The organism is Massilia sp. Root351, from assembly GCF_001425045.1.
Lineage (GTDB): Bacteria > Pseudomonadota > Gammaproteobacteria > Burkholderiales > Burkholderiaceae_D > Rugamonas.
In genome coordinates, this window is record NZ_LMDJ01000032.1 from 400975 (window position 1) to 425179 (window position 24205).

Below are 24205 nucleotides of genomic sequence, written 5' to 3' on the forward strand. Positions count from 1 at the left end.
GGTTCAAATATTCAAGGGATAGCAAAATGAAACTCGTAGGTCTGGTAGGTTGGCGCGGCATGGTCGGTTCGGTCCTGATGCAGCGCATGCAGGAAGAGGGCGATTTCGCCCACATCGAGCCGGTGTTTTTCACCACCTCCAACACCGGCGGCAAAGCGCCGGCGATGGCCAAGAATGAAACCGTGCTGAAGGACGCCACCAATATCGACGAACTGAAGCGCTGCGAGATCATCATCTCCTGCCAGGGCGGCGACTACACCTCGGAAGTGTTCCCGAAACTGCGCGCGGCCGGCTGGAACGGCTACTGGATCGACGCCGCGTCCACGCTGCGCATGGAAAAGGACGCCGTCATCGTGCTGGACCCGGTCAACCTGAACGTCATCAAGGACGCCATGTCCAAGGGCGTGAAGAACTTCGTGGGCGGCAACTGCACCGTGTCGTGCATGCTGATGGGCCTGGGCGGCCTGTTCAAGCACGACCTGGTGGAATGGATGACCTCGATGACCTACCAGGCGGCATCGGGCGGCGGCGCGCAGCACATGCGCGAACTGCTGACCCAGTTCGGCACCATCAACGCCGCCGTGCGTCCGCTGCTGGACAACCCGGCTTCGGCGATCCTGGAAATCGACCGCCAGGTGCTGGCCACCCAGCACGGCTATTCGGCCGACGAGATCAAGCAGTTCGGCGCGCCGCTGGCCGGCAACCTGATCCCGTGGATCGACAAGGACCTGGGCAACGGCCAGTCGAAGGAAGAGTGGAAGGGCGGCGCCGAGACCAACAAGATCCTGGGCCGCGGCCTGGACTTCGGCAGCGCCCCGATCCCGGTCGATGGCCTGTGCGTGCGCATCGGCGCCATGCGCTGCCACTCGCAAGCGCTGACCATCAAGCTGAAGAAGGACGTGCCGCTCGATGAAGTAAACGACATCATCGCCGGCGACAACCAGTGGGTGAAGTTCGTGCCGAACACGCGCGAAGCGTCGGTGCGCGACTTGTCGCCGGCCGCCGTCACCGGCAGCCTGACCATCCCGGTCGGCCGCGTGCGCAAGATGAGCATGGGCGGCGAGTACCTGTCCGCCTTCACCGTGGGCGACCAGCTGCTGTGGGGCGCGGCCGAGCCGCTGCGCCGCATGCTGCGCATCGTGCTGGATAAGTAATCCGCGCTAATCCCCAGTCATCCGCGGTAATTTTCCGCGGGCTGTGCAAAAGGGCGATTTCATAGGGAAATCGCCCTTTTTTCTTGGCATCAAACTATGAATTCAGCACAGAGGTGACAGATGCGGCGGCAAAGCTTGCATGCTATTGCCCATGGTGATATGTTGGTATATCTCGGAAAGCAACTTTTCCGCTCACCACACACGCCCACGACACTATGCATGTACATCGCCGCTCCAAGACCGTTACGTTCGCGTTGAAAACACTCGCCGGCGCTGTCGCCTGTGCGGTGCTGCTGTCCCCGGCAGCCAACGCAGCCGGGCTGGGCAAGCTGACCGTGCTGTCGTCGCTGGGCCAGCCGCTGCGCGCCGAGATCGAGCTGACCGCCGTCACGCCGGAGGAAGCGTCCGGCCTGGCCGCCAAGCTGGCCCCGGCGGATGCCTTCCGCCTTGCCAATATCGAATTCAACCCGGCCCTGCTGTCGCTGCGCTTCGAAGTGGACCAGCGCAATGGCCGCCAGTTCATCCGCGTCAGCTCCACCCAGCCGGTCAACGAGCCTTTCGTCGACATGCTGCTCGAGCTGAGCTGGACCGGCGGACGCCTGGTGCGCGAATACACCTTCCTGCTGGACCCGGCCGAGCTGCGCAGCACCCAGCCGGCGCAGGTCGCCGCCCCGGTCGACGTGCCGGGCCGCGCCGCCGCACCGTCGGCCGCCGCCCTGGCGGCAGTGGCGCGCGCCCAGAACCAGGCCCAGGCAGGCGCCGCGCCGGCGCCCGCGGCCCGCCCCGCGCCAGCGCCGCGCGAGCCGGCCGCCGATGGCGACAAGGCATACCGCGTCAAGCCGGGCGACACGCTGGGCCGCATCGCCTCGCGCCTGAAGCCGGCCGACGTCTCGCTGGACATGATGCTGGTGGCGCTGTACCGCGCCAATCCGGAAGCCTTCGTCGGCAACAATATGAACCGCCTGAAGTCGGGCCAGATCCTGGCGGTGCCGGACTCGGACGCCATCAAGGGCGGCGCCGACCAGGGCGAAGCGCGCGGCGTGGTGGTGGCCCACGCGGCCGATTTCAACGCCTACCGCGCCAAGCTGGCCGGCCAGGTCTCGGCCAGCACGCCAGCCAAGGCCCCGGAAACCAGCCAGAGCGCGGGCGGCAAGATCACCGCCAAGGTGGAAGAACGTCCGACCGCCGTCACCGAATCGAAAGACCAGCTCAAGCTGTCCAAGGCTGCCGGCGCGCCGGCCGAAGGCAGGACCGCGACCGCGGGCGAGGAAGACAAGATCGCCCGCGAAAAGCAGGTGGCCGAGGCCAACGCCCGCGTCAAGGAACTGGAGAAAAACGTCGCCGACCTGGAAAAGCTGATGGCGGTCAAGAGCAAGACCATGGCCGAGAAGCAGCAGACGGCCGCCGCGCCGGCCGCCACGGAGCCTGCGCCTGCCGCAGCTGCCCCGCTCTCCGCCGCGCCCGCTGCGCCGGCGCCCAAGCCGAAAGCGCCGGTGGCGCCGCCGCCGATTGCCGAGCCGGGCGTGATGGATATCCTCATGGAAAATATCCAGGCCATCGGCATTGCGCTGGCTGCCTTGCTGGCTGGCGCCGGCTATATCCTGGCGCGCCGCCGCAAGCAGGAGCAGGCCGCCGCGCCGGGCAGGCCGGAAATCAGCGTGCTGGGCGACCCCGGCGCGCAGGCCCAGCCGTTGATCGCCGAAACCGGCGGCCAGAGCGTGGACACCAACAACAGCGTGTTCAACTCCAATTTCGCGCCGTCGGCCAGCCAGCTCGACACCAATGAAGTCGATCCGGTGGCCGAGGCCGACGTCTACATCGCCTACGGCCGCGACGCGCAGGCCGAGGAGATCCTGAAGGAGGCGCTGCGCACCCACCCCGAGCGCCACCCGGTGCGTCTGAAGCTGATGGAGATCTTTGCCAACCGCAAGGACGCGCGCTCGTTCGAAATGCAGGCCAGCGAGCTGTATGCGATGACCAAGGGCGAGGGCGAGGAATGGGAGCAGGCTGCGGCGCTGGGCCAGAGCATCGATCCGCTCAATCCGCTGTACGCGCATGCGTCCGGCACCGGTGGCGCCGGTGCGGCCGTGGCAGGCGCGGCCACAGGCTTAGCCGCTGCCGGCGCTGCGGCCGCCAGCGCGCCGGACGTGGACGACTTCGCCAGCATGTTCGCCGAGCCGCCAGCGGCCGCACCCGCCACGCAAGCGCCGTCCGCCGCCGATTTCAGCGGCCTGGACCTGGATCTGAGCCTGGACGCGGCCGCCGGCGCGCCGGCTACGGCGGTGCCGGAACCGGTTGCCGAATCGAATCTGATGGACTTCGACTTGGACCGCGACGCCACCGCGCTGCCGTCCTTCGACGCGCCGGCCGCCACCACGGCGCCGACGCCGGCCTCGGTGGCCGCAGCCGCCGACGCCGACCATTTCCTGGACTTCGACCTGGGCGGCCTGAGCTTCGAGCCGGTCCCTGCCGCGGCACCGGCGATCGAAATGCCGGCGCCAGCGGAAGAGCCGGCCATCGTGGCCGAGGCGCTGCAGCCGACAGCCGACAGCGCCGAGCCGTTCGACTTCGCCTTCGACCTGGACCCGCCAGCCAAGGCTGCGGGGCCGGCGCAGGACAGCCCGGCGGCGGCCCCGGGCACACCGCCGGCCGAGGCCAAGGCGGCAGATTTCAGCATGGACTTCGGCCTTGACCTGCCAGCCTCCGCCGGTGCGCCGGTCACGGCTCCTGGCGCGCCGGCCGACCCGCTGGCCGAACTGGACATGATGGACTTCAAGCTGCCGGACGAGCCGGCCCCGGCGCCGACGGCCGCCCCGGCTGCCGGCGGCGCACTGTCCATGGACGACTTCGACATTCCCGGCCTGGCCGACGCCAGCGCCACCCCGGCGCCCGCTGCCGCGCCATCGGCTCCGGCCGCACCGGAGTTCGACCTGTCCGGCATCGACCTGGACCTGCTGGGCAGCGCCGCCACCAAGAGCCCGCTGGCCGGCGACGACGACATGTCGGCCATGCACATGGAAATGGACACCAAGCTGGACCTGGCGATCGCCTACCAGGAGATCGGCGACAAGGAAGGCGCGCGCGAGCTGCTGGACGAAGTGATCCGCGGCGGCAGCGACGACCAGGTGGCACGCGCCAGTTCCATGCGGGCCTTGCTGGGCTAGGCAGCCGGCGGGGGCGGCAAGCCGCCCCTTGCCTCGGCGGGTATAATGCGGCGAGGCACACAACATACAGAGCAGCAATTGAAACGCATCGCATTAGGAGTCCAGTACGACGGCACGGCCTGGCAAGGCTACCAGACCCAACCCTGCGGCAACACCGTGCAGGACCAGCTGGAGCAGGCGATCGAACGCTTCGCCACCGTGCCGCTGGCCACCACCTGCGCCGGCCGCACCGACGCCGGGGTCCATGCGCTGGGCCAGGTGGTGCACTTCGACACCGAACTGAACCGCGAAATGCATGCCTGGGTGCGCGGCATCAACGCCTTCCTGCCGGACTCCATCGGCGTGCGCTGGGCCAAGGAACTGCACCAGGTGGTGCCCTACGACCCGGCCGCAGCGGCGGACTCGCCGCCGCCGCACACCGCGCAGGACTTCCACGCCCGCTTCAGCGCGCGTTCCCGCACTTACCACTACCTGCTGCACAACCACCAGGTGCGCTCGCCGCTGCTGGCCGGCCGCGCCGGGTTCACGCACCGCCCGCTGGACGTGGAGCGCATGCGCGCCGCCGTGCCCGCGCTGATCGGCGAACACGACTTCACCACGTTCCGCGCCGCGCACTGCCAGGCCAAGACGCCGGTCAAGCAGATGCACGAGATCCGCATCGAGCGGCATGGCGACCTGATCGTGTTCACCTTGCGCGCCAGCGCCTTCCTGCACCACATGGTGCGCAACCTGGTGGGCTCGCTGGTCTACATCGGCGCCGGGCGCGAGGAACCGGAATGGCTGGGCCGGCTGCTGGCGCTGAAGGACCGTTCCAAGGCCGCGCCCACGTTCATGCCCGACGGCCTGTACCTGGCCGACATCGAATACGACGCCAAGTGGGAACTGCCGCAAGAGCGTGCGCGCCCGCTGCCGTGGTTCTAAAAGGATAAGCCCATGCACCGTACCCGCATCAAGATTTGCGGCCTGACCCGCGAGCAAGACGTGGCCGCCGTGGTCGCCGCCGGCGCCGACGCCGCCGGTTTCGTGTTCTACGACAAGAGCCCGCGCTATGTCACGCCGCAGCGCGCCGCCGAACTGATCGCGGGCCTGCCGCCCTTCGTCACCGCCACCGGCCTGTTTGTCAACGCCACGCCGGAGCAGGTGGCCGAGGCGGTGCGCATCGCCCCGGTGGGCTTGCTGCAGTTCCACGGCGATGAGACGGCCGGGCAGTGCGCGGCCGCCGCCGAATTGGCAAACCGCCCCTATTTGCGGGTATTTCGCGTCAAACCCGACACTACGCCGGACGATTTGCTAGAATACGAAACACAATGCCGCGCATCCAGCAGGCTGTTTTCGGGCCTGTTGCTCGATACCTGGGTGGATGCCTACGGCGGCGCAGGAAAGGTTTTCGATTGGTCACTCGTTCCAAAAGATCTCGCGCATCGGGCCGTTTTGAGTGGTGGCTTGAGCGTACTCAACGCGACTGGCGCGGTGGCTCAGCTACGCCCCTACGCGGTTGACATCAGCAGTGGTGTCGAAGCGTCCAAGGGCATAAAAGACGCCCACCAGATCGCCGCCTTCGTGCGCGCGGTGCGTGCGGCCGATGCCACCTTTGAGAGAGATCCGCACCATGAAAGACCAAGTTCCTAACGCCCTGTTTCACGCCCACGATTACCATCTGCCGGACGCCAAGGGCCATTTCGGCCCGTACGGCGGCGCCTTCGCGGCCGAAACCCTGACCTTTGCGCTGGCCGAGCTGAACGCCGCCTACGAGCACTACAGCAAAGATCCCATCTTCCTCGACGAGTTCCGCTACGAGCTGAAGCACTTCGTCGGCCGTCCATCGCCGATCTACCACGCCAAGCGCTGGTCCGGGCAGGCCGGCGGCGCGCAGATCTACTTCAAGCGCGAAGACTTGAACCACACCGGTGCGCACAAGATCAACAACGTGATCGGGCAGGCGCTGCTGGCGCGCCGCATGGGCAAGCAGCGCATCATCGCCGAAACCGGCGCCGGCCAGCACGGCGTGGCCACGGCCACCATCTGCGCCCGTTTCGGGCTGGAATGCGTGGTCTACATGGGCAGCGAGGATGTCAAGCGCCAGGCCCAGAACGTGTACCGCATGAAGCTGCTGGGCGCCACCGTGGTGCCGGTGGAGTCCGGCTCCAAGACGCTGAAGGACGCGCTCAACGAAGCCATGCGCGACTGGGTCACCAACATTGAAAACACCTTCTACATCATCGGCACCGTGGCCGGCCCGCACCCGTACCCGATGCTGGTGCGCGACTTCCAGTCGGTGATCGGCGAAGAGTGCCTGGTGCAGATGCCGGAAATGACCGGCCGCCAGCCGGACTACGTGGTGGCCTGCATCGGCGGCGGCTCCAACGCCATGGGCATCTTCTACCCGTATATCGACCAGCAGCAGGTGCAGCTGGTGGGCGTGGAAGCGGCGGGCGAGGGGCTGGACAGCGGCAAGCACGCGGCCTCGCTGACCAAGGGCTATCCGGGTGTGTTGCACGGCAACCGCACCTATCTGCTGCAGGACCAGAACGGCCAGATCATCGAGACCCATTCCGTGTCGGCCGGGCTGGACTATCCGGGCGTGGGGCCGGAGCACGCCTACCTGAAGGACAGCGGGCGCGCGCAGTACGTGTCGATCACGGACGAGGAAGCGCTGCAGGCCTTCCACGACTGTTGCCACATCGAAGGCATCATCCCGGCGCTGGAATCGTCGCACGCGCTGGCTTACGCGGCCAAGCTGGCGGCCACGCTGCCGAAGGACAAGATCGTGCTGGCCAACCTGTCGGGCCGTGGTGACAAGGACATGCATACGGTAGCGGAGCGCATGGGGTTGAAGTTCGGCTAATGCCGGCTCGCCTTGTCCACGCTCACTACTTATAAGGAAATAACTATGTCCCGTATTGCATCCACTTTCGCCGCCCTGAAAGAACAGAAAAAAACCGCCCTGGTCACCTTTATCACCGCAGGCGACCCCGGCCCGGATGAAACCGTGCCGCTGATGCACGCCCTGGTGGCCGGCGGCGCCGACATCCTGGAGCTCGGCGTGCCGTTCTCCGACCCCATGGCCGAAGGCCCGGTGATCCAGCGCGCCTGCGAACGCGCGCTGGTGTTCGGCGTCGGCATCCGCGACTGCTTCGACTATGTACGCGAGTTCCGCCTGACCAACCAGACCACGCCGGTGGTGCTGATGGGCTATGCCAACCCGATCGAGCGCATCGGCCAGCAAAGCTTCATCGCGCAGTCGCTGGAAGCAGGCGCGGACGGCGCCATCGTGGTCGACTATCCGCCCGAGGAATGCGAGGACTTCGCCGCGCGGATGCGGGCGGCCGGCCTGGACCTGATCTTCCTGCTGGCGCCCACCTCGACCGAGGAGCGCATCGCCCAGGTGGCCAAGGTGGGTGGCGGCTTCAGTTACTATGTGTCGCTGAAAGGCGTGACCGGCGCCGGCAATATCGACACCGTGGAAGTGGCCGAGCGCCTGCAAGGCATCCGCAAGCATGTGCAGCTGCCGATCGGGGTCGGCTTCGGTATCCGCGACGGCGCCACCGCCCGGGCCGTGGCCGAGGTGGCGGACGCCGTCGTGATCGGCAGCCGCGTGATCCAGGAGATCGAGAACGCGCCGCAAGGCGGCGCGGCGGCTGCCGTTCAAGCTTTCGTTGCGGGCATCCGCACGGCGCTGGACGCCTGAAAATATCACGATCGTGCGCAAAGTTGTCCGGGTGTAAAGTTCGACAGTGGCGGCTAAAACGGCTACACTGCCGCCACTGAATTGTGCATTAGGAGAAATATATGAGCTGGTTGGAAAAATTGCTGCCACCGCGCATCCAGCGTTCCGAAGCTGCCGCACGCAAGACCATGCCCGAAGGCCTGTGGGTGAAATGCCCGTCGTGCGAAGCCGTTCTGTACCGTACCGACCTGGAATCGAACCTGCACGTGTGCCCCAAGTGCGACCACCACATGCGCATCCGCGCCCGCGAGCGCCTGGACGGCCTGCTGGACGCGGGCGGCCGCTATGAAATCGGCCAGGAAACGCTGCCGGTCGACACGCTCAAGTTCAAGGACAGCAAAAAGTACCCTGACCGCCTGAAGCAGGCCATGGAAGCGACCGGCGAGACCGATGCGCTGATCGTCATGGGCGGCGCCATCATGAGCCTGCCGGTCGTGGTGGCGTGCTTCGAGTTCGAATTCATGGGCGGCTCCATGGGTTCCGTGGTCGGCGAGCGCTTTGCGCGCGGCGCCCAGGTGGCCCTGGAACAGAAAGTGCCGTTCATTTGCATCACCGCCACCGGCGGAGCGCGCATGCAGGAAGGCCTGCTGTCGCTGATGCAGATGGCGAAAACAACTTCCATGCTGACCAAGCTGTCCGAGAAGAAGCTGCCGTTCATCTCGGTGCTGACCGATCCGACCATGGGCGGCGTGTCCGCCTCCTTCGCCTTCATGGGCGACGTGGTGATCGCCGAGCCGAAAGCGCTGATCGGCTTTGCCGGCCCGCGCGTGATCGAGAACACCGTGCGCGAGAAGCTGCCAGAAGGCTTCCAGCGCGCCGAGTTCCTGGTGCAGAAGGGCGCCGTCGACATGATCGTCGACCGCCGCAAGATGCGCGAAGAAATCGCCCGCCTGCTGGCGCTGCTGCAAAGCCAGGCTGTCGAAGTACTGGCCTAAGAAACACCCGGGGCAGGGTCCAGCGGACCCGCCCCACCTCCCGCCTGGAATGCCTCCCCGATGTCTACTCTCCCGACTACTCTGCCCGAATGGCTCGCGCTGATCGAATCGCGCCACGCCGTCACTGAAATCAACATGGGCCTGGACCGCGTGCGCGCCGTCAAGGAACGCATGGCGCTGGCCTTCAGCTGCCCGGTCATCATGGTGGCCGGCACCAACGGCAAGGGTTCCACTTGCGCCATGCTGGAATCGATCCTGCTGCGCGCCGGCTACAAAGTGGGCTTGTACATCAAGCCGCACTTCCTGGACTTCAACGAGCGCGCGCGCGTCAATGGCGACCTGGCCAGCGATGCGGCTCTGGTGGCCAGCTTCAACGTGGTGGAGGCCGCGCGCGGCGACACCATGCTGACCTATTTCGAGTTCACCACGCTGGCCATCATGCACCTGCTGGCCAACGCCGGACTGGACGTGGCGATCCTGGAGGTGGGCCTAGGCGGCCGCCTGGACGCGGTCAACGTGATCGACGCCGACGTGTCCATCGTCACCAGCGTGGATATCGACCATACCGACTACCTGGGCGACAACCGCGAGCAGATCGGCTACGAGAAGGCCGGCATTTTCCGCTCCGGCAAGCCGGCCATCTGCAGCGACCCGGTGCCGCCGAAGTCGCTGATCGACTACGCCGAGGGCCTCGGCGCCGACCTGTGGCTGATGGGGCGCGATTTCAACTATTCCGGCGACAAGCAGCAGTGGAACTACGGCGGCCGCTCGCAGCGCCGCAACTCGCTGGCATACCCCAGCCTGCGCGGCGCCAACCAGCTGCTGAACGCGTCGGCCGTGCTGGCCGCGCTGGAAGCGCTGAAGATTGCGCTGCCGGTGGGCGCGCAGGAAGTGCGCACCGGCCTGGTGACGGTGGAATTGCCGGGCCGCTTCCAGGTGCTGCCGGGCCGCCCGACCGTGATCCTGGACGTGGCGCACAATCCGCACGCCGCGTCCGCGCTGAACCAGAACCTGGGCAATATGGGCTACCACCCGTACACCTTCGCGGTGTTCGGCTCGATGCACGACAAGGATATCGACGGCGTCATCAAGGCCATGTCCGAACACGTGGACCATTGGTGCCTGACCACGCTGCCGTCGCCGCGTTCGGCGAGCGGCTCCGAACTGGCCGCCAAGGTGCAGCTGATCCAGGAAGACAAGCCGGAACGCACGGTGCATATATTCGACGATCCGGCACAAGCTTTTGCAAATGCGATGAGTCGTGCCAGCGAGAATGATAGAATTGTGGTCTTCGGATCTTTCCTGACCGTTGCCGGCGTCATGGCAGCGCGAAAATCCGCACTTCACTGACATCACCGACTGAAATCACGCATGGGCTTGTTCTCGAAACTCAGTAAAAACAAGCAGGAAGCCGCTGGCCAGGACAGCGGCTATTACACCAGCGCAGCCGACACGGCCGCGCTGGAGCGGGCCAAATCCAAGCGTGCCAGCGCCGCCGACCGCAACACCGACGGCGTGCGCCGCCAGCGCGACAAGGATGGCGCTGCCGATCCGGTCTTGCCTGAAAAGAAACGCGCTCGCCGCCGCCTGGTGGGCGCGATCGCGCTGGCGCTGGCGGTTGCGGTCGGCTTGCCGATGCTGCTGGACTCCGAGCCCAAGCCGCTGGCGTCGGACATCGCGATCCAGATTCCCGCCAAGGATAAGCCGGCCGACACCGTGCCGGCGGCCGCCGCTGCCACCGGAGCCGCGGCGCAGCCGTCCGCCGTGAATGCCGCCGACGCGCTCGACAAGAGCGAGGAAATTGTCAAGGAAGCACTGCCCGCCAAGCCGGCTGCCGCCGCCACCCCTGCCCATCCTGTCGCGATGCGCGCCCCGGTTGCCCCCGTCACCGCGCAGGTGGCCGCCGCCGCACCGCAGGTGACCGAGCTGAAACCGCATGCCGAGCTGGCCAAGCCGCCGAAGGACAGCGTCAAGGAAAGCCTGAAGGAAAGCAGCCGCGCCGCTGAAGCCAAGCTGGAAGCGGAAGCCAAGGCCAAAATGGAGGCGAAAGCCAAGGCCGACGCCAAGGCCAAGGCCGAGGAAATCCGGCACGCCAAGGCCGAGGCGGACGCCAAGGCCAAAGCGGAGCATGACGCCAAGCGCGCCAAGGCGGAAGCCGATGCCAAGCACCCGGACGCCAAGCCGAAAACGGAAGACGCCGCGCGCGCCATGGCCATCCTGGAAGACAAGCCGTCGGACACCAAATATCTGGTGCAGGTGGCTGCCGTGGCGACGCAGGAAAAAGTGGACGAGCTGCAAGGCAAGCTGAAGGAAGCCGGCATCAAGTCCTTTACGCAGAAGGTGACCACCGCCAGCGGCGCCTTGACCCGTATCCGCGTCGGCCCGTTCCCCAACAAAGAGGAAGCCGAAAAAGTGCGCGCCAAGCTGAGCAAGATCGGCCTGAGCAGCTCCCTGGCCACCTCCTGAGCTGATGCTGGGCTGACGTGACGCTATTCGATTACCTGGTGATATTCGTGCTGATCGCCTCCGTTGTCATCAGCACCCTGCGCGGCCTGGTCAAGGAAATGATTTCATTGGCCAGCTGGATCGTTGCCTTCGTGGTGGCCAACGCCTATGGCGCGGATCTGGCAAAGTTGTTGCCGGAACTGGTGCCGGGCGAGGTGGTGCGCCTGATCCTGGCCTTTATCGTGCTGTTCATCGGCGTGCGCATCCTGATGGGGCTGCTGGGCATGGCAGTCGATGCGTTGATCAAAGCAGGTGGCCTGAGCCTGGCGGACCGGGGCCTGGGCGGCCTGTTCGGCCTGGGGCGTGGCCTTGTAATCGTGCTGGCCGCCGTCATCTTGTGCGGGATGACCACGATACCGCAGCAGGATTTCTGGAAGAACGCGCTATTGAGTCCGCTCGCGGAGACCGGGGCGCGTACCGTGAAACCTTTCCTGCCCGCTGCCTTCGCGCAGCATGTGCAATTTTAGAATTCTTTAAATCCGTAGTACCAGTCCAGGAGCACTACCATGTGTGGCATCGTCGGCGTCGTATCCCATCAACCCGTCAACCAAATGCTGTATGACGCCTTGCTGCTGCTGCAGCATCGCGGCCAGGACGCGGCGGGCATCGCGACCAATCACAGCAGCATGTTTTCCATGCACAAGGCCAATGGCCTGGTGCGTGACGTTTTCCGCACCCGCAATATGCGTTCGCTGCAAGGCAATTCGGGTATCGGCCACTGCCGCTATCCGACCGCCGGCTCGTCCAGCGAAGAAGAAGCGCAGCCGTTCTATGTCAACGCGCCGTTCGGCATCACGCTGGCGCACAACGGCAACTTGACCAACTGGGAACAGCTGAAGCTGGAAATGTTCAAGAACGACCGCCGCCACATCAACACGGACTCCGATTCGGAAGTGCTGCTGAACGTGCTGGCGCATGAAATCCAGACCGCCACCACCGGCCTGAACCTGGACCCGGACGCGATCTTCAAGGCCGTCACCGTGCTGCACCGCCGCGTCAAGGGCGGCTACGCCGCCGTGGCGCAGATCGCCGGCGTCGGCTTGCTGGCCTTCCGCGATCCGAACGGCATCCGTCCGCTGTGCCTGGGCATCAACGAAACCGAGCAGGGCACCGAGTACCTGATCGCTTCCGAATCGGTGGCGCTGGAAGGCATGGGCTTCCGCTTCGTGCGCGACGTGGAGCCGGGCGAGGCCATCTTCATCGACGCCGATAAGCAGCTGCACGCGCGCCAGTGCGCCGACAATCCGCAGCTCAATCCTTGCGTGTTCGAATTCGTCTACCTGGCCCGTCCGGACTCCGTGATCGACGGCGCCTCGGTGTACGCCACGCGCCTGAAAATGGGCGAGTACCTGGCCGACAAGATCAAGCGCGAAATCCCGGACGGCGAAATCGATGTGGTCATGCCGATTCCCGACTCCTCACGTCCGGCTGCGATCCAGCTGGCGCTGCGCCTGGGCGTGGAATACCGCGAAGGCTTCATCAAGAACCGCTACATCGGCCGCACCTTCATCATGCCGGGCCAGGCCGCGCGCAAAAAGTCCGTGCGCCAGAAGCTTAACGCGATTCCGCACGAGTTCAAGGGCAAGAACGTGCTGCTGGTGGACGACTCCATCGTACGCGGCACCACTTCGCGCGAGATCGTGCAGATGGCGCGCGACTCCGGCGCCAAGAAGGTGATCTTCGCTTCGGCTGCGCCGCCGGTGATCTATCCGAACGTATACGGCATCGACATGCCCACGCGCGACGAGCTGATCGCCTACGGCCGCACCACCGAGGAAGTGTGCAAGGAAATCACCGCCGACTACCTGGTGTACCAGGACATCGACGCGCTGAAGCAATCCATCACCGACGTTAATCCGAAGCTGACCAAGTTCGAAGCGTCGTGCTTCGACGGCATCTACGTCACCGGCGACGTGTCGCCGGACTACCTGGACAAGCTGGAGTACAACCGCCACAACCCGAAACCGGCTGCGGCGGAGGATACCGGCCGGACCCAGCTGAACTTGAACGCAGCGACCGCCGAAGGGTGATGTCGCAGTCCGGCGCCTGACGGCGCCGGGCTTTTTCTTAGCCTGAGATCATGACAGAAAAGAAAAATTACGGTTTCACCACCACCATTCTGCACAACGACCGCCAGAAGGGCATCGAGCACGGCTCGCTGCACAAGCCGGTGCACACGTCGGTAGCCTTCGGCTACGGCGACGCGCGCCAGCTGGCGTCAGTATTCCAGGGCAAGGAACCGGGCTTCCGCTACGGCCGCCAGGGCAATCCCACCGTGTCGGCGCTGGAAGACAAGGTCAACAAGATGGAGCAGGGCGTGGCCACCTTGTGCTTCGCCACCGGCATGGGCGCCATCGGCGCCGTGTTCCAGGCGCTGCTGCGCGCCGGCGACCACGTGGTATCGTCGTCCTTCCTGTTCGGTAACACCAACTCGCTGTGGCAGACCGTGGCGGGCCAGGGCGTGGCGGTCGATTTCGTCGATGCCACCGATGTCGCCAATGTGGCGGCGGCGATCCAGCCGAACACCCGCATCGTATTCGTCGAGACCATCGCCAACCCGCGCACGCAGGTGGCGGACCTGAAACGGATCGGCGAGCTGTGCAAAGAGCGCGGCATTCTCTATATCGTCGACAACACCATGACCACGCCTTATCTGTTCCTGCCGAAGGCGGTGCACGCCGGCCTGGTGGTCAACGCGCTGACCAAGTCGATCTGCGGGCATGGCAATGCGCTGGGCGGCAGCCTGACCGATACCGGCGCCTACGACTGGACCCAGTTCCCCAATATCTTCGAGAATTACAAGAAGGCCGCGCCGGCGCAGTGGGGCATCACGCAGATCCGTGCCAAGGGCCTGCGCGACTTCGGCGCGTCGCTGGGCCCGGAAGCGGCGCACCACATTGCCGTTGGCGCCGAAACGCTGGCCTTGCGCATGGAGCGCACTTGCGCCAACGCCAAGGCACTGGCCGAGCTGCTGGAATCGGACGAGCGCGTGGCGGCGGTGTACTACCCGGGCTTGAAGTCGCATCCGCAGCACGCCATTTCGGCGGAGCTGTTCCGCGCGCATGGTTCGCTGCTGAGCTTTGAACTGAAGGACGGCATCGATTGCTTCGATTTCCTGAACCGGCTGAAGCTGGCGGTGCCGGCCTCCAATCTGGGCGATACCCGCACGTTGATTATCCCGGTGGCGCACACCATTTTCTACGAGATGGGCGCTGAGCGCCGGGCGTCGATGGGGATTGCGGAATCGCTGATACGCGTGTCGGTCGGCATCGAGGACACGGCGGATTTGCTGGAAGACTTCAGCTGCGCACTGGAAGCCTGCTAAGCCAGCGTTACCAGGGCTGCGCGCCTTCCATTCGATACGGATGGCGCCAGCCGGGCAGGGTGGCGATGCGCGCCAGCCAGGCTTGCACGTGCGGCGGGAAGCTGACGTTAGCCTGCTCTGGCCAGTACATATAGCCGCAGATGGAAAAATCGGCCATGCTGATGCTGTCGTCGAGCAGGAAGGCGCGGCCGTCGGACAGTTCGTCGTTCAAGCATTCGATGTCGGCGTCGAAGCGCTTGCGGAACCATGGCAGCACGGTGCCGGCGTAGGCTGCCGGATCGAATTTCTGGCCGTAGCGCAAGTGCGCCATCGAGAAGCCGATGCGGTTGGCTTCCCAGAACAGCCATTCACGCACGCGCTCCAGACGCTGCTGCGTTTCGCCGCCAAACGCTTTCAAGTGTTCCGCCAGGTGCAGCAGGATGGCGTTCGACTGCACATAGGCCTGGCCGTCATGCAGCAGCAGTGGCACTTCGCCGTATTTCGCCAGGCTGCGGAAGGGCTCGGGGCGCGCGGCGCGCTCCAGGCGCAGGTCAATCTCTTCATACTCGTGCGGCACCTTGGCCACTTCCATGGCCAGCTTCACCTTGTAGCTGTGGCCGGACTCGCAATTGCCGTAGAGTTTGAATGCGCCCATGCCGCTGTCCGCCGCCAGTGCCATCAGTGCCAGCTGCGCAGCAGGCCTACCGCCAAGCCTTCCAGCGCAAACTCATCGGCTTCCGGATTGACGGTGATTACTTTGAAATCCGGATTTTCAGGAAACAACTCGATGGTCGATCCGGTCTTCTGATAGCGCTTGACCGTCACTTCGTTGCCGATGCGGGCCACGACGATCTGGCCGTTCTTGGCGCTGTCCACCTTTTTGACGGCCAGCAGGTCGCCGTCCATGATGCCGATGTCGCGCATCGATTCGCCGCGCACCTTGAGCAGGAAGTCCGGCTTGGCGGAGAACAGGGCCGGGTCCACGCTGTAGCTGGTTTCCAGGTTTTCCTGGGCCAGGATGGGCGAGCCGGCGGCCACACGGCCGATCAGCGGCAACGACATCATGCTCGACGCGGCCGCAGCGGCAGCATTCGCCACCTTGGTGGCAGCGCTTTCCGCATGCACGCCCAGCAGGCGGATGCCGCGCGAGGTGCCGGCCGCGATCTCGATGGCGCCCTTGCGCGCCAGCGCCTGCAGGTGCTCTTCGGCGGCGTTGGCCGATTTGAAGCCCAGTTCGTTCGCGATCTCGGCGCGGGTGGGCGGGAAGCCCGTATTGTCGATGGCATCCTTGATCAGATTAAGGATTTGTTCCTGGCGTGCAGTGAGCTTGATCATGGTGCTTTTTCGCTCGGAGAGCTGTGGATATAGACAGACTGTATTTTTGTACAGTGTGAGCGCTAATGCAAGGGATTTTGTTGAAGTGCGCGAAATATTTTCACTCCATCGGCTGAATTAGCTCGTTCAGGTCGGCCGCCTGCAGTATTTTGTCCTCCAGCGCTGTCAGTTCCGCTGGCCCCGCCGTGGCGAGCAATTGTTCTGCATGCGGCGTGAGCGAGCCGAATCGCAACAGCAGCAGCTTGCGTACCACCGCGCGTCTGCCTTCTTTGCGCCCCTCTTCACGCCCCTCTTCACGACCCTCTTCACGGCCCTCTTCACGGCCCTCTTCACGGCCTAATTTCAAACCCGCTTCGCGGCCCAGTTCTAACCCTTGCTCCCGGCCCAGCTCCAGCCCTGTCTCCCGGCCTTCCTCCCTGCCAGCCGCCCTGCCTTCCTCCCTGCCAGCCGCCCTGCCTTCCTGCAGTCCTTCCTCGCGGGCCTTTTCCTTGGCCATGCGTATCATCAAGTTCTCGAATGGCATTTCCTTGCTCCTGTTTAGTTCGTCGATCCGCATGGCCAACTGGTGCTGCAGGTGGCCGGGGACCTTCATCATCCAGTCTAGTACATTGAATACATCGAGCACGCGCTGGGTATCCCAATTCCGCTCGTACATCAGCGCCGTGAGCATGGCCTTGAATTCGAATCGCTGCTGGTCCAGTCCCCGGGTGCGCAGCGTCATCAGGTGGGCAGCGGTCAGCAGGGCGAAAGCGTTGTGGCTGCTTAGCAGCCGGTCCAGGCTGGGCCAGAAGTCCAGTAGTTTGACGACAGGGAAGATGATGCAGGTCTCGCCTCCATGCATATCGTAGCGGTAGCAGTCCGGCCGCCAGCCGGGATGCGGATCGGCCAGGATGACCAGCGTGCTGACCGGACTGTGGAAGCGGTCGTATATCCGGTAGTGGTAGGTGAAGATCCGTTCGGCAAAGTCCTTTTCCCGGCTGCGCTGGATTTCGACGTGGATGTACAGTATGCCGGCGTCGCCGTCGCGGCGGGTCAGCTGGACCAGTTTGTCCAGCCTGCGCCGGCCGAGGCTGGCGTCGCGCACGACCTGCGCCAGCTCCTGGTCCAGGAAACGGTGCGGCTGGCGCCAGTCGATGGCGTCGTGCACCTGGGGGAAGAAAAATGCCATGAATTCGCGGAAGTGACGCATGACGGCGCTTTTCCACGGGGTGTCATAGTCGTCGGCGGGCTGTTCCATGGGCTGTAGCATGCGCGCGCGCGGGCCGGCCGGCTTTGCGCAGGGTCAAGGCGGGCGGCTGCTTGATTTTTCAGCGGAAAGGCGCTATAGTCGCGGGCTTACCTCTTCCCACACCCGTCTTGACGCCGGGGTGGGCTATATTCACAGTCCTTAAGGGAGTTTTCATGCGTCACTATGAAATCGTATTTATCGTCCATCCGGACCAAAGCGAGCAAGTGCCCGCGATGATCGAACGTTACAAAGCCAGCGTGACCTCGCGCGGCGGTAACGTACATCGCGTGGAAGATTGGGGCCGCCGTCAAATGGCTTACTCGATCCAGAAACTGGCTAAAGCACACTACATCTGCATGAACATCGAGTGCGACAACGAGACCCTGGTCGAGCTGGAAACCGCATTCAAATTCAATGATGCCGTGCTGCGTCACCTGACCGTCAAAATGAAGAAAGCGGAAACCGCTCCTTCGCCGATGATGAAGTCGGTACAACGTGAAGACGCGGCCAAGAGCCATCGCGCCGAAGCCCAAGCAGCCGCAGCGGCCTAAGTACTGATCAGGAACTGAACTGAACCAGCTACAGGTAACCGCCCTCATCACCGAACGGGACACCATCAGGTACACCCCGGCCGGCATGCCGATTGTCACTGCAACCTTGCAGCACAGTTCGCAGCAGATGGAGGCAGGCATTGCCCGCCTCACCGAATTCGAAGTCCCGGCCCTGGCGGCAGGGGATCTGGCAAAACGGTTCGAAGCGGCGCCCCTCGGTGGTGTTTATCGGTTCACAGGATTCCTGGCCAAGAAAAACCGCAATAGCAGAAGCCTGGTGTTTCACATCATTGATTTTAGTTTATTAGATACAGGAGCCTAAAATGGCATTCGGTAAAAAGTTCGACAAAAACAAGCTCAAGCTGAAAGAAAAGCGCAAGCAACAGAATCCTCTGTTCAAACGTAAGAAGTTCTGCCGCTTCACCGCTGCAAACGTTGAGCAAGTGGACTACAAAGACGTAGACACGCTGAAAGATTTCGTCCAGGAAAACGGCAAGATCATGCCAGCACGCCTGACCGGTACCAAGGCGCACTACCAGCGTCAAGTTGACACCGCGATCAAGCGCGCTCGCTACCTGGCCCTGCTGCCGTACACCGATCTGCACCACGCTTAATTAGCGCCGTCAGATTAGAAACTGGAGAGAACTATGCAAATCATTCTGTTGGAAAAAGTTGTTAACGTCGGCAACCTGGGCGACGTGGTTAAGGTCAAGGACGGCTACGCACGTAACTTCCTGATCCCGCAAAAGCTGGCCCGCCGCGCCACCACCGCCGCTGTCGCTGAATTCGAAGCCAAGCGCGCTGAACTGGAAAAAGCTGCCGCCGTCAAACTGGCTGCTGCCCAAGCCCAAGGCGAGAAACTGAACGGCATGACCGTGACCGTGTCGCAAAAAGCTGGTGTGGACGGCCGTCTGTTCGGTTCCGTGACCAACTTCGACATCGCTGAGGCGCTGACCAAAGCTGGTTTCGCTGTTGAAAAGGCTGCCGTGCGCATGCCTAACGGCCCGCTGAAAGTCACCGGCGAGCACGCCGTTTCGGTATCGCTGCACACCGACGTAGTGGTCGACGTGACCGTTGCCGTCGTTGGCGAAGCTGCCTAAGTTTAGTTGTAGAGAAATCTACGGATAGACTGTTGTACATATAAAAAAGCCGGGCTTGCCCGGCTTTTTTATTTTTTGCCCTTGCACCGAAGCAGGTATAATTCGCGCCATGAACACCCCCTCCGATCCACAGGTAGATTCGCTACGCATTCCGCCGCATTCCATCGAAGCAGAACAGTCCGTCATCGGCGGCCTGCTGCGCGACAATGCCGCGTTCGACCGTATCGCGGATTTCATGAATCCCGACGACTTCTACCGCTATGATCACCGCATCATCTTCGAACAGATCGTCCGCCTGATCAACGGCTCCAAGCCGGCCGACGTGCTGACCGTGTTCGAGGCGCTGTCCATGCTGGGCAAGGCGGACGAGGTGGGCGGCATGGCTTACCTGAACGCGATGGCGCAAAACACGCCATCGGCGGCCAACATCCGCCGCTATGCCGAGATCGTGCGCGATCGCGGCATCCTGCGCCAGCTGATCACGGTCGCCGACGAGATTTCCGGCCAGGCCTTCAGCCCCCAGGGCAAGGAAGTCAAGCAGATGCTGGACGAGGCTGAATCGAAGATTTTCGCCATTGCCGAGCAAGGCGCGCGCGGCGCGCAGGGCTGGCTGGCGGTGCAGCCGCTGCTGACCCAGGTGGTTGAACGCATCGACGAACTCTATTCGCGCGACAACTCCAGCGAAATCACTGGCGTGCCGACCGGCTTCATCGACCTGGACCGCATGACTTCCGGCCTGCAGCCGGGCGACCTGGTGATCGTGGCGGGACGTCCGTCGATGGGCAAGACCGCGTTCTCGGTCAACATCGGCGAGAACGTGGCGGTCGACGCCGGCCTGCCGGTGGCCATCTTCTCGATGGAGATGGGCGGCACCCAGCTGGCGATGCGTATGCTGGGTTCGGTGGGCATGCTGGACCAGCACCGCCTGCGCACCGGCAAACTGAACGACGAAGACTGGCCGCGCCTGACCAACGCGATCCAGAAAATGAACGACGCCCAGGTGTTCATCGATGAAACGCCGGCGCTGAATCCGATCGAGATGCGGGCCCGCGCGCGCCGCCTGTCGCGCCAGTGCGGCAAGCTCGGCCTGATCATCGTCGACTACTTGCAGCTGATGCAGGGCAGCAAGCCGGGCGACAACCGCGCCTCCGAGATTTCCGAAATCTCGCGCTCGCTCAAGGGCCTGGCCAAGGAGCTGCACTGTCCCGTCATCGCGCTGTCGCAGCTGAACCGCTCGCTGGAACAGCGTCCCAACAAGCGCCCGGTGATGTCCGACTTGCGCGAGTCCGGCGCTATCGAGCAGGATGCGGACGTCATCATCTTCCTGTACCGGGACGAGGTCTACAATCCCGACTCACCCGAAAAAGGCACGGCCGAGATCATTATCGGCAAGCAGCGTAACGGCCCGATCGGCGCAATACGTTTGACCTGGATGGGCATGTACACCAAGTTCGGCAACTACAGCGGTGCGCTGACGACCTACCAGGGCGACTAAGTTTTACTTCCCGCAGTACCCGTAAATTTTCTGAGGCCGCCGCCTGGCGGCTGCCTGCAGTAACGATGAATCATGATTGGAGATTGATATGTTTGGACGCTTGATGCCCACCGAGGGCAAGTTTTTTGACCTGTTCAACCAGCACGCTGAACTGTGCGTCAAAGGCGCCAAGGAAATGCTGGCCCTGATGACCAACTTCGACGACCTGGAAAACCGCGTGCACGCCATCGAAGGCATCGAGAAACAGGCCGACAAGATCACCTATGCCACCGTCGATCTGCTGCACAAGACCTTCATCACCCCGATCGACCGCGACGACATCCACAAGCTGATCACCAAGATGGACGACATCCTGGACCTGATGGAAGACGCCGGCCAGACCGTGTCGCTGTACGACCTGCACTCGGTGACCCCGGAAGCCAAGCGCCTGGCCGAACTGGTGCTGGCCTGCACCGAGAAGGTCCGCGAAGCGGTGGCCCTGCTGCACAACATGGACAACTCGCGCCAGATCGTCTCGATCTGCGAAGAGATCGACCGCCTGGAATCGGACGCCGACCATGTGATGCGCGCCGCCATGTCCAAGCTGTTCCGCGACGAGCCGGACGTGCGCAACCTGATCAAGATGAAGGCCATCTACGAAATCCTCGAAACGGTGACGGACCGCTGCGAAGATGTGGCCAACATCATCGAAGGCATCATCGTCGAAAACGCGTAATTGCCCCCACGAAAAAGAATAATCCATGAATAGCGTACAAATGAGCATCTATGTGCTGGGAGTGCTGATCTTCCTGGCGCTGGTGTTTGACTTCATGAATGGCTTCCACGACGCGGCGAACGCGATCGCCACCGTGGTCTCGACGGGCGTGCTCAAGCCGCAGACCGCCGTCGCCATGGCCGCCTGCTTCAACTTCATCGCCATCTTCGTGTTTCACCAGCTGACCGTGGCCACCACGGTGGGCAAGGGCACCATCGACCCCGGCGTGGTCGACCAGTACGTCATCTTCGGCGCGCTGATGGGCGCCATCGTGTGGAACCTGGTGACCTGGTACTACGGCATCCCCTCGTCGTCCTCGCACGCGCTGATCGGCGGCCTGGTGGGTGCGGCGGTCGCCAAGTCGGGCACCGGTGCGCTGGTCTCCGCCGGCCTGATCAAGACGGTGATGTTCATCGTGCTGTCGCCGCTGCTGGGCTTCGTGTTCGGTTCGCTGATGATGCTGATGGTGTCCTGGATCTTTGTCCGCACCACGCCGCGCAAGGTCGACACCTGGTTCCGCCGCCTGCAGCTGGCATCGGCCGCGGCATATTCGCTGGGCCACGGCGGCAACGACGCGCAAAAGACCATCGGTATCATCTGGATGCTGCTGATCGCGGCCGGCCACTCGCTGTCCACCGACGCCGAGCCGCCGCTGTGGGTGGTGGTGTCGTGCTACACGGCGATCAGCTTCGGCACGCTGTTCGGCGGCTGGCGCATCGTCAAGACCATGGGCCAGAAGATCACCAAGCTGAAACCGGTGGGCGGCTTCTGCGCCGAAACCGGCGGCGCCATCACGCTGTTCACCGCCACCGCCCTGGGCGTGCCGGTGTCCACCACCCACACCATCACCGGCGCCATCGTCGGCGTCGGCTCGGCGCAAAAGATGTCGGCGGTGCGCTGGGGCGTGGCGGGCAACATCGTGTGGGCCTGGATCTTTACCATCCCGGCCTCCGCTTTCGTGGCCGCGATCGCATGGTGGATCGGCAAGCACATCCTGTAAGCCTGCGCAGCACGACACGCATGAATGCCGCCCGGTGCACCCTGGGCGGCATTTTTTTTTGTTCCATGGATGGGAGTCGGCCGTGCCGCGTGCGCTACTGTTGATATTGCTGCTCGTGCTGGCCGCCTGCGGCAAGTGCAAGTACGCGCCAGACCACCGTATCGCCGGTGCGGACCTCCGGTGTCAAACTGCCGGTCGAAACTGCCGAGGTCACAGCTTGCCAGGGTGCATGGCTGTCCCGTTACCTGGTATTTCAGCCGGCGACCGGCTCGCCGTTCTCGTCGGCTAGCGGCAGGCTGACGCTGACGATCAGCCACGACAATGTGGCCGGCCTGGAGCGCAGCAGCGCCTACCAACACGGCGGCGCGTGCAGCGTCCGCTGCGAATAGCCGGTCATTGCCATGGCCCGTGCCGGGCTGCGCCGCGGGGTGATCACCTCCGGCTGCTAAAATACGCCTATGCCTTCCATCCTCGCTCTTTTGCGCCGCCTGCGGCCCGACAACTTTACGCTCGCCCTGCTGCTCACCGTGGCCTTCGCCAGCCTGCTGCCGGCCACCGGCCGCGTGGCCGAAGGCTTCGGCGCGGTCACCACGGTCGCCATCGGCGCGCTGTTCTTCCTGCACGGCGCCAAGCTGCCGCGCGAAGCCATCCTGGCCGGCATGACGCACTGGCGGTTGCACCTGCTGGTGCTGTGCTGCACCTTCGTGCTGTTCCCGGTGCTGGGCATGCTGCTCAAGCCGCTCGCGCTGACGGTGCTCACGCCCGACCTGTACCTGGGCATCCTTTTCCTGTGCATGCTGCCGTCCACCGTGCAATCGTCGATCGCATTCACCGCCGTGGCACGCGGCAACGTGGCGGCCGCCGTGTGCAGCGCCTCGGCGTCCAATTTCTTCGGTATCTTCCTCACGCCGCTGCTGGTCAGCGCACTGGTGGTGCACGGCCCGGCGGGCAAGTCCTCGGCCGACGCTGTGCTGTCCATCGTGCTGCAGCTGCTGCTGCCTTTCATCGCGGGTCAGCTGATGCGGCCCTGGATCGGGGCCTGGGTGGACCGCCGCAAGCCGATGCTGAAGTACGTGGACCAGGGCTCGATCCTGCTGGTGGTCTATACGGCCTTCAGCCAGGCCGTCAGCGAAGGGCTGTGGCTCAAGGTCGGCGCGACCGCGCTGCTGGCGCTGACGCTGCTGTGCTGCCTGCTGCTGGCCGTGGTGCTGACGCTGACAGGCTGGCTCAGCCGACGGCTGGGTTTTTGCAAGGAGGATGAGGTGACCATCGTCTTCTGCGGCTCCAAAAAAAGCCTGGCCAGCGGCGTGCCGATGGCCAAGGTGCTGTTTGCCACGTCGTCGCTGGGCGTGGTGATCCTGCCGCTGATGCTGTTCCACCAGATCCAGCTGATGGTGTGCGCGGTGCTGGCGCAGCGTTTCGCGCGCCGCGCGGAGCGCTTGGCGCCATGAGCGTCGTGCGCGCCATGCGCGGCGTGGCGGCGCGGCCGCAGGTGCGGGTGCAGCCGGCAGATCCGGGATCGGCGGATGCGCTGCTGCTGGTGGCGGAGCTGTCGGCGGTGCTGGCGGCCATCACCGGCGACAGCGGCCAGTCGTCCTTCGACGTGGACGACGTGCGTGGCCCGCGGGCGTGCTTTGCCTTGGCGCGTAGTGTGCAAGGCACTGCGCTGGGCTGCGGCGCGTTCCGGCCGCTGGAGCAAGGCATCGCCGAGGTGAAGCGCATGTACGCGCGGCCCGGCCATGGCGGCGTAGGCAGCGCGGTGCTGGCCTACCTGGAAAAACAAGCCGCAGCGCTGGGTTACCAGGCGCTGCGGCTGTCGACGCGCCGCGTCAACACGCGGGCGGTGGCATTCTATGAAGCGCGCGGCTACCGCGTCATTTCCAACTTCGGCCGCTACGCCGCCAAGCCCGAGTCGGTCTGCTTCGAAAAGCAGCTGTGACCCGGGCCGGTCCC

General features: G+C 64.3%; 25 protein-coding genes. 22 read left to right on the forward strand and 3 right to left on the reverse strand.

The window, feature by feature from the left end; translation table 11 throughout:
- Positions 1-26: 26 nt before the first annotated feature.
- The 12 genes from asd (at position 27) to ASD15_RS24755 (ending at position 14810) form a co-directional block, all read left to right on the forward strand.
- Positions 27-1154, forward strand: a complete 1128-nt coding sequence (asd, locus tag ASD15_RS24700; RefSeq protein WP_057157686.1) for an aspartate-semialdehyde dehydrogenase — start codon at positions 27-29, stop codon at positions 1152-1154.
- Between the two features lie 254 nt (positions 1155-1408).
- A complete protein-coding gene (locus ASD15_RS24705; RefSeq protein ID WP_229418322.1) occupies positions 1409-4318 on the forward strand; it encodes a FimV/HubP family polar landmark protein in 2910 nt (969 codons plus the stop codon).
- A gap of 78 nt (positions 4319-4396) precedes the next feature.
- Complete coding sequence (gene truA / locus ASD15_RS24710; protein ID WP_057157687.1) at positions 4397-5239, forward strand: tRNA pseudouridine(38-40) synthase TruA; 843 nt, start codon at positions 4397-4399, stop codon at positions 5237-5239.
- A 12-nt stretch (positions 5240-5251) separates the two neighbouring features.
- A complete protein-coding gene (locus ASD15_RS24715; RefSeq protein ID WP_057157688.1) occupies positions 5252-5947 on the forward strand; it encodes a phosphoribosylanthranilate isomerase in 696 nt (231 codons plus the stop codon).
- The gene (gene trpB / locus ASD15_RS24720) at positions 5928-7163 is read left to right on the forward strand and encodes a tryptophan synthase subunit beta (RefSeq protein ID WP_057157689.1); all 1236 of its coding nucleotides are present in this window, start codon (positions 5928-5930) and stop codon (positions 7161-7163) included. The genes ASD15_RS24715 and trpB overlap by 20 nt, the downstream gene beginning before the upstream one ends.
- Before the next feature lie 45 nt (positions 7164-7208).
- Positions 7209-8006 carry a tryptophan synthase subunit alpha gene (gene trpA, locus ASD15_RS24725; RefSeq protein WP_057157690.1) on the forward strand — a complete coding sequence of 266 codons (798 nt, stop codon included), beginning with the start codon at positions 7209-7211 and terminating at the stop codon, positions 8004-8006.
- A gap of 101 nt (positions 8007-8107) precedes the next feature.
- Complete coding sequence (accD, locus tag ASD15_RS24730) at positions 8108-8980, forward strand: acetyl-CoA carboxylase, carboxyltransferase subunit beta (protein WP_056394440.1); 873 nt, start codon at positions 8108-8110, stop codon at positions 8978-8980.
- A 60-nt stretch (positions 8981-9040) separates the two neighbouring features.
- Positions 9041-10330: a bifunctional tetrahydrofolate synthase/dihydrofolate synthase gene (gene folC, locus ASD15_RS24735; RefSeq protein ID WP_057157691.1), complete on the forward strand. Its 1290-nt coding sequence runs from the start codon at positions 9041-9043 to the stop codon at positions 10328-10330.
- 21 nt (positions 10331-10351) lie between these two features.
- The gene (locus tag ASD15_RS24740) at positions 10352-11446 is read left to right on the forward strand and encodes an SPOR domain-containing protein (protein ID WP_057157692.1); all 1095 of its coding nucleotides are present in this window, start codon (positions 10352-10354) and stop codon (positions 11444-11446) included.
- 17 nt (positions 11447-11463) lie between these two features.
- On the forward strand, positions 11464-11952 hold the full coding sequence (locus ASD15_RS24745; protein ID WP_057157693.1) for a CvpA family protein: 489 nt from the start codon (positions 11464-11466) through the stop codon (positions 11950-11952).
- Positions 11953-11991: 39 nt separating this feature from the next.
- Positions 11992-13515 carry an amidophosphoribosyltransferase gene (purF, locus tag ASD15_RS24750; RefSeq protein WP_057157694.1) on the forward strand — a complete coding sequence of 508 codons (1524 nt, stop codon included), beginning with the start codon at positions 11992-11994 and terminating at the stop codon, positions 13513-13515.
- 50 nt (positions 13516-13565) lie between these two features.
- Complete coding sequence (locus tag ASD15_RS24755; RefSeq protein WP_057157695.1) at positions 13566-14810, forward strand: cystathionine gamma-synthase family protein; 1245 nt, start codon at positions 13566-13568, stop codon at positions 14808-14810.
- Positions 14811-14817: 7 nt separating this feature from the next.
- Here ASD15_RS24755 and ASD15_RS24760 read toward each other — a convergent pair whose 3' ends face one another.
- From ASD15_RS24760 to ASD15_RS24770, 3 genes are all read right to left on the reverse strand, one after another.
- Positions 14818-15444 carry a glutathione S-transferase family protein gene (locus tag ASD15_RS24760; RefSeq protein ID WP_057157755.1) on the reverse strand — a complete coding sequence of 209 codons (627 nt, stop codon included), beginning with the start codon at positions 15442-15444 and terminating at the stop codon, positions 14818-14820.
- A gap of 23 nt (positions 15445-15467) precedes the next feature.
- A complete protein-coding gene (gene lexA, locus ASD15_RS24765; RefSeq protein ID WP_057157696.1) occupies positions 15468-16124 on the reverse strand; it encodes a transcriptional repressor LexA in 657 nt (218 codons plus the stop codon).
- 100 nt (positions 16125-16224) lie between these two features.
- Complete coding sequence (locus ASD15_RS24770; RefSeq protein ID WP_157201137.1) at positions 16225-17361, reverse strand: transposase; 1137 nt, start codon at positions 17359-17361, stop codon at positions 16225-16227.
- Positions 17362-17525: 164 nt separating this feature from the next.
- Between ASD15_RS24770 and rpsF the strand changes: the two genes are divergently transcribed.
- The 10 genes from rpsF (at position 17526) to ASD15_RS24820 (ending at position 24191) form a co-directional block, all read left to right on the forward strand.
- Complete coding sequence (rpsF, locus tag ASD15_RS24775) at positions 17526-17903, forward strand: 30S ribosomal protein S6 (RefSeq protein ID WP_056394461.1); 378 nt, start codon at positions 17526-17528, stop codon at positions 17901-17903.
- Between the two features lie 19 nt (positions 17904-17922).
- Complete coding sequence (gene priB, locus ASD15_RS24780; protein ID WP_057157698.1) at positions 17923-18225, forward strand: primosomal replication protein N; 303 nt, start codon at positions 17923-17925, stop codon at positions 18223-18225.
- Between the two features lies 1 nt (position 18226).
- Complete coding sequence (gene rpsR, locus ASD15_RS24785; RefSeq protein WP_008450941.1) at positions 18227-18517, forward strand: 30S ribosomal protein S18; 291 nt, start codon at positions 18227-18229, stop codon at positions 18515-18517.
- A gap of 33 nt (positions 18518-18550) precedes the next feature.
- Positions 18551-19003 (forward strand): 50S ribosomal protein L9, encoded by a 453-nt coding sequence (gene rplI / locus ASD15_RS24790; protein ID WP_057157699.1) that lies wholly within the window; start codon positions 18551-18553, stop codon positions 19001-19003.
- A gap of 109 nt (positions 19004-19112) precedes the next feature.
- Positions 19113-20498, forward strand: coding sequence for a replicative DNA helicase (locus tag ASD15_RS24795; RefSeq protein ID WP_057157700.1), 1386 nt, complete (start codon positions 19113-19115; stop codon positions 20496-20498).
- Between the two features lie 88 nt (positions 20499-20586).
- Complete coding sequence (locus ASD15_RS24800; protein ID WP_057157701.1) at positions 20587-21213, forward strand: DUF47 domain-containing protein; 627 nt, start codon at positions 20587-20589, stop codon at positions 21211-21213.
- Positions 21214-21238: 25 nt separating this feature from the next.
- Positions 21239-22252, forward strand: coding sequence for an inorganic phosphate transporter (locus ASD15_RS24805; RefSeq protein WP_057157702.1), 1014 nt, complete (start codon positions 21239-21241; stop codon positions 22250-22252).
- A 167-nt stretch (positions 22253-22419) separates the two neighbouring features.
- On the forward strand, positions 22420-22641 hold the full coding sequence (locus ASD15_RS24810; protein WP_057157703.1) for a hypothetical protein: 222 nt from the start codon (positions 22420-22422) through the stop codon (positions 22639-22641).
- A 69-nt stretch (positions 22642-22710) separates the two neighbouring features.
- Positions 22711-23703, forward strand: coding sequence for a bile acid:sodium symporter family protein (locus ASD15_RS24815; RefSeq protein ID WP_057157704.1), 993 nt, complete (start codon positions 22711-22713; stop codon positions 23701-23703).
- Positions 23700-24191, forward strand: coding sequence for a GNAT family N-acetyltransferase (locus ASD15_RS24820; protein WP_229418323.1), 492 nt, complete (start codon positions 23700-23702; stop codon positions 24189-24191). Before ASD15_RS24815 ends, ASD15_RS24820 begins: the two co-directional genes overlap by 4 nt.
- The last annotated feature ends 14 nt before the right edge of the window (positions 24192-24205 follow it).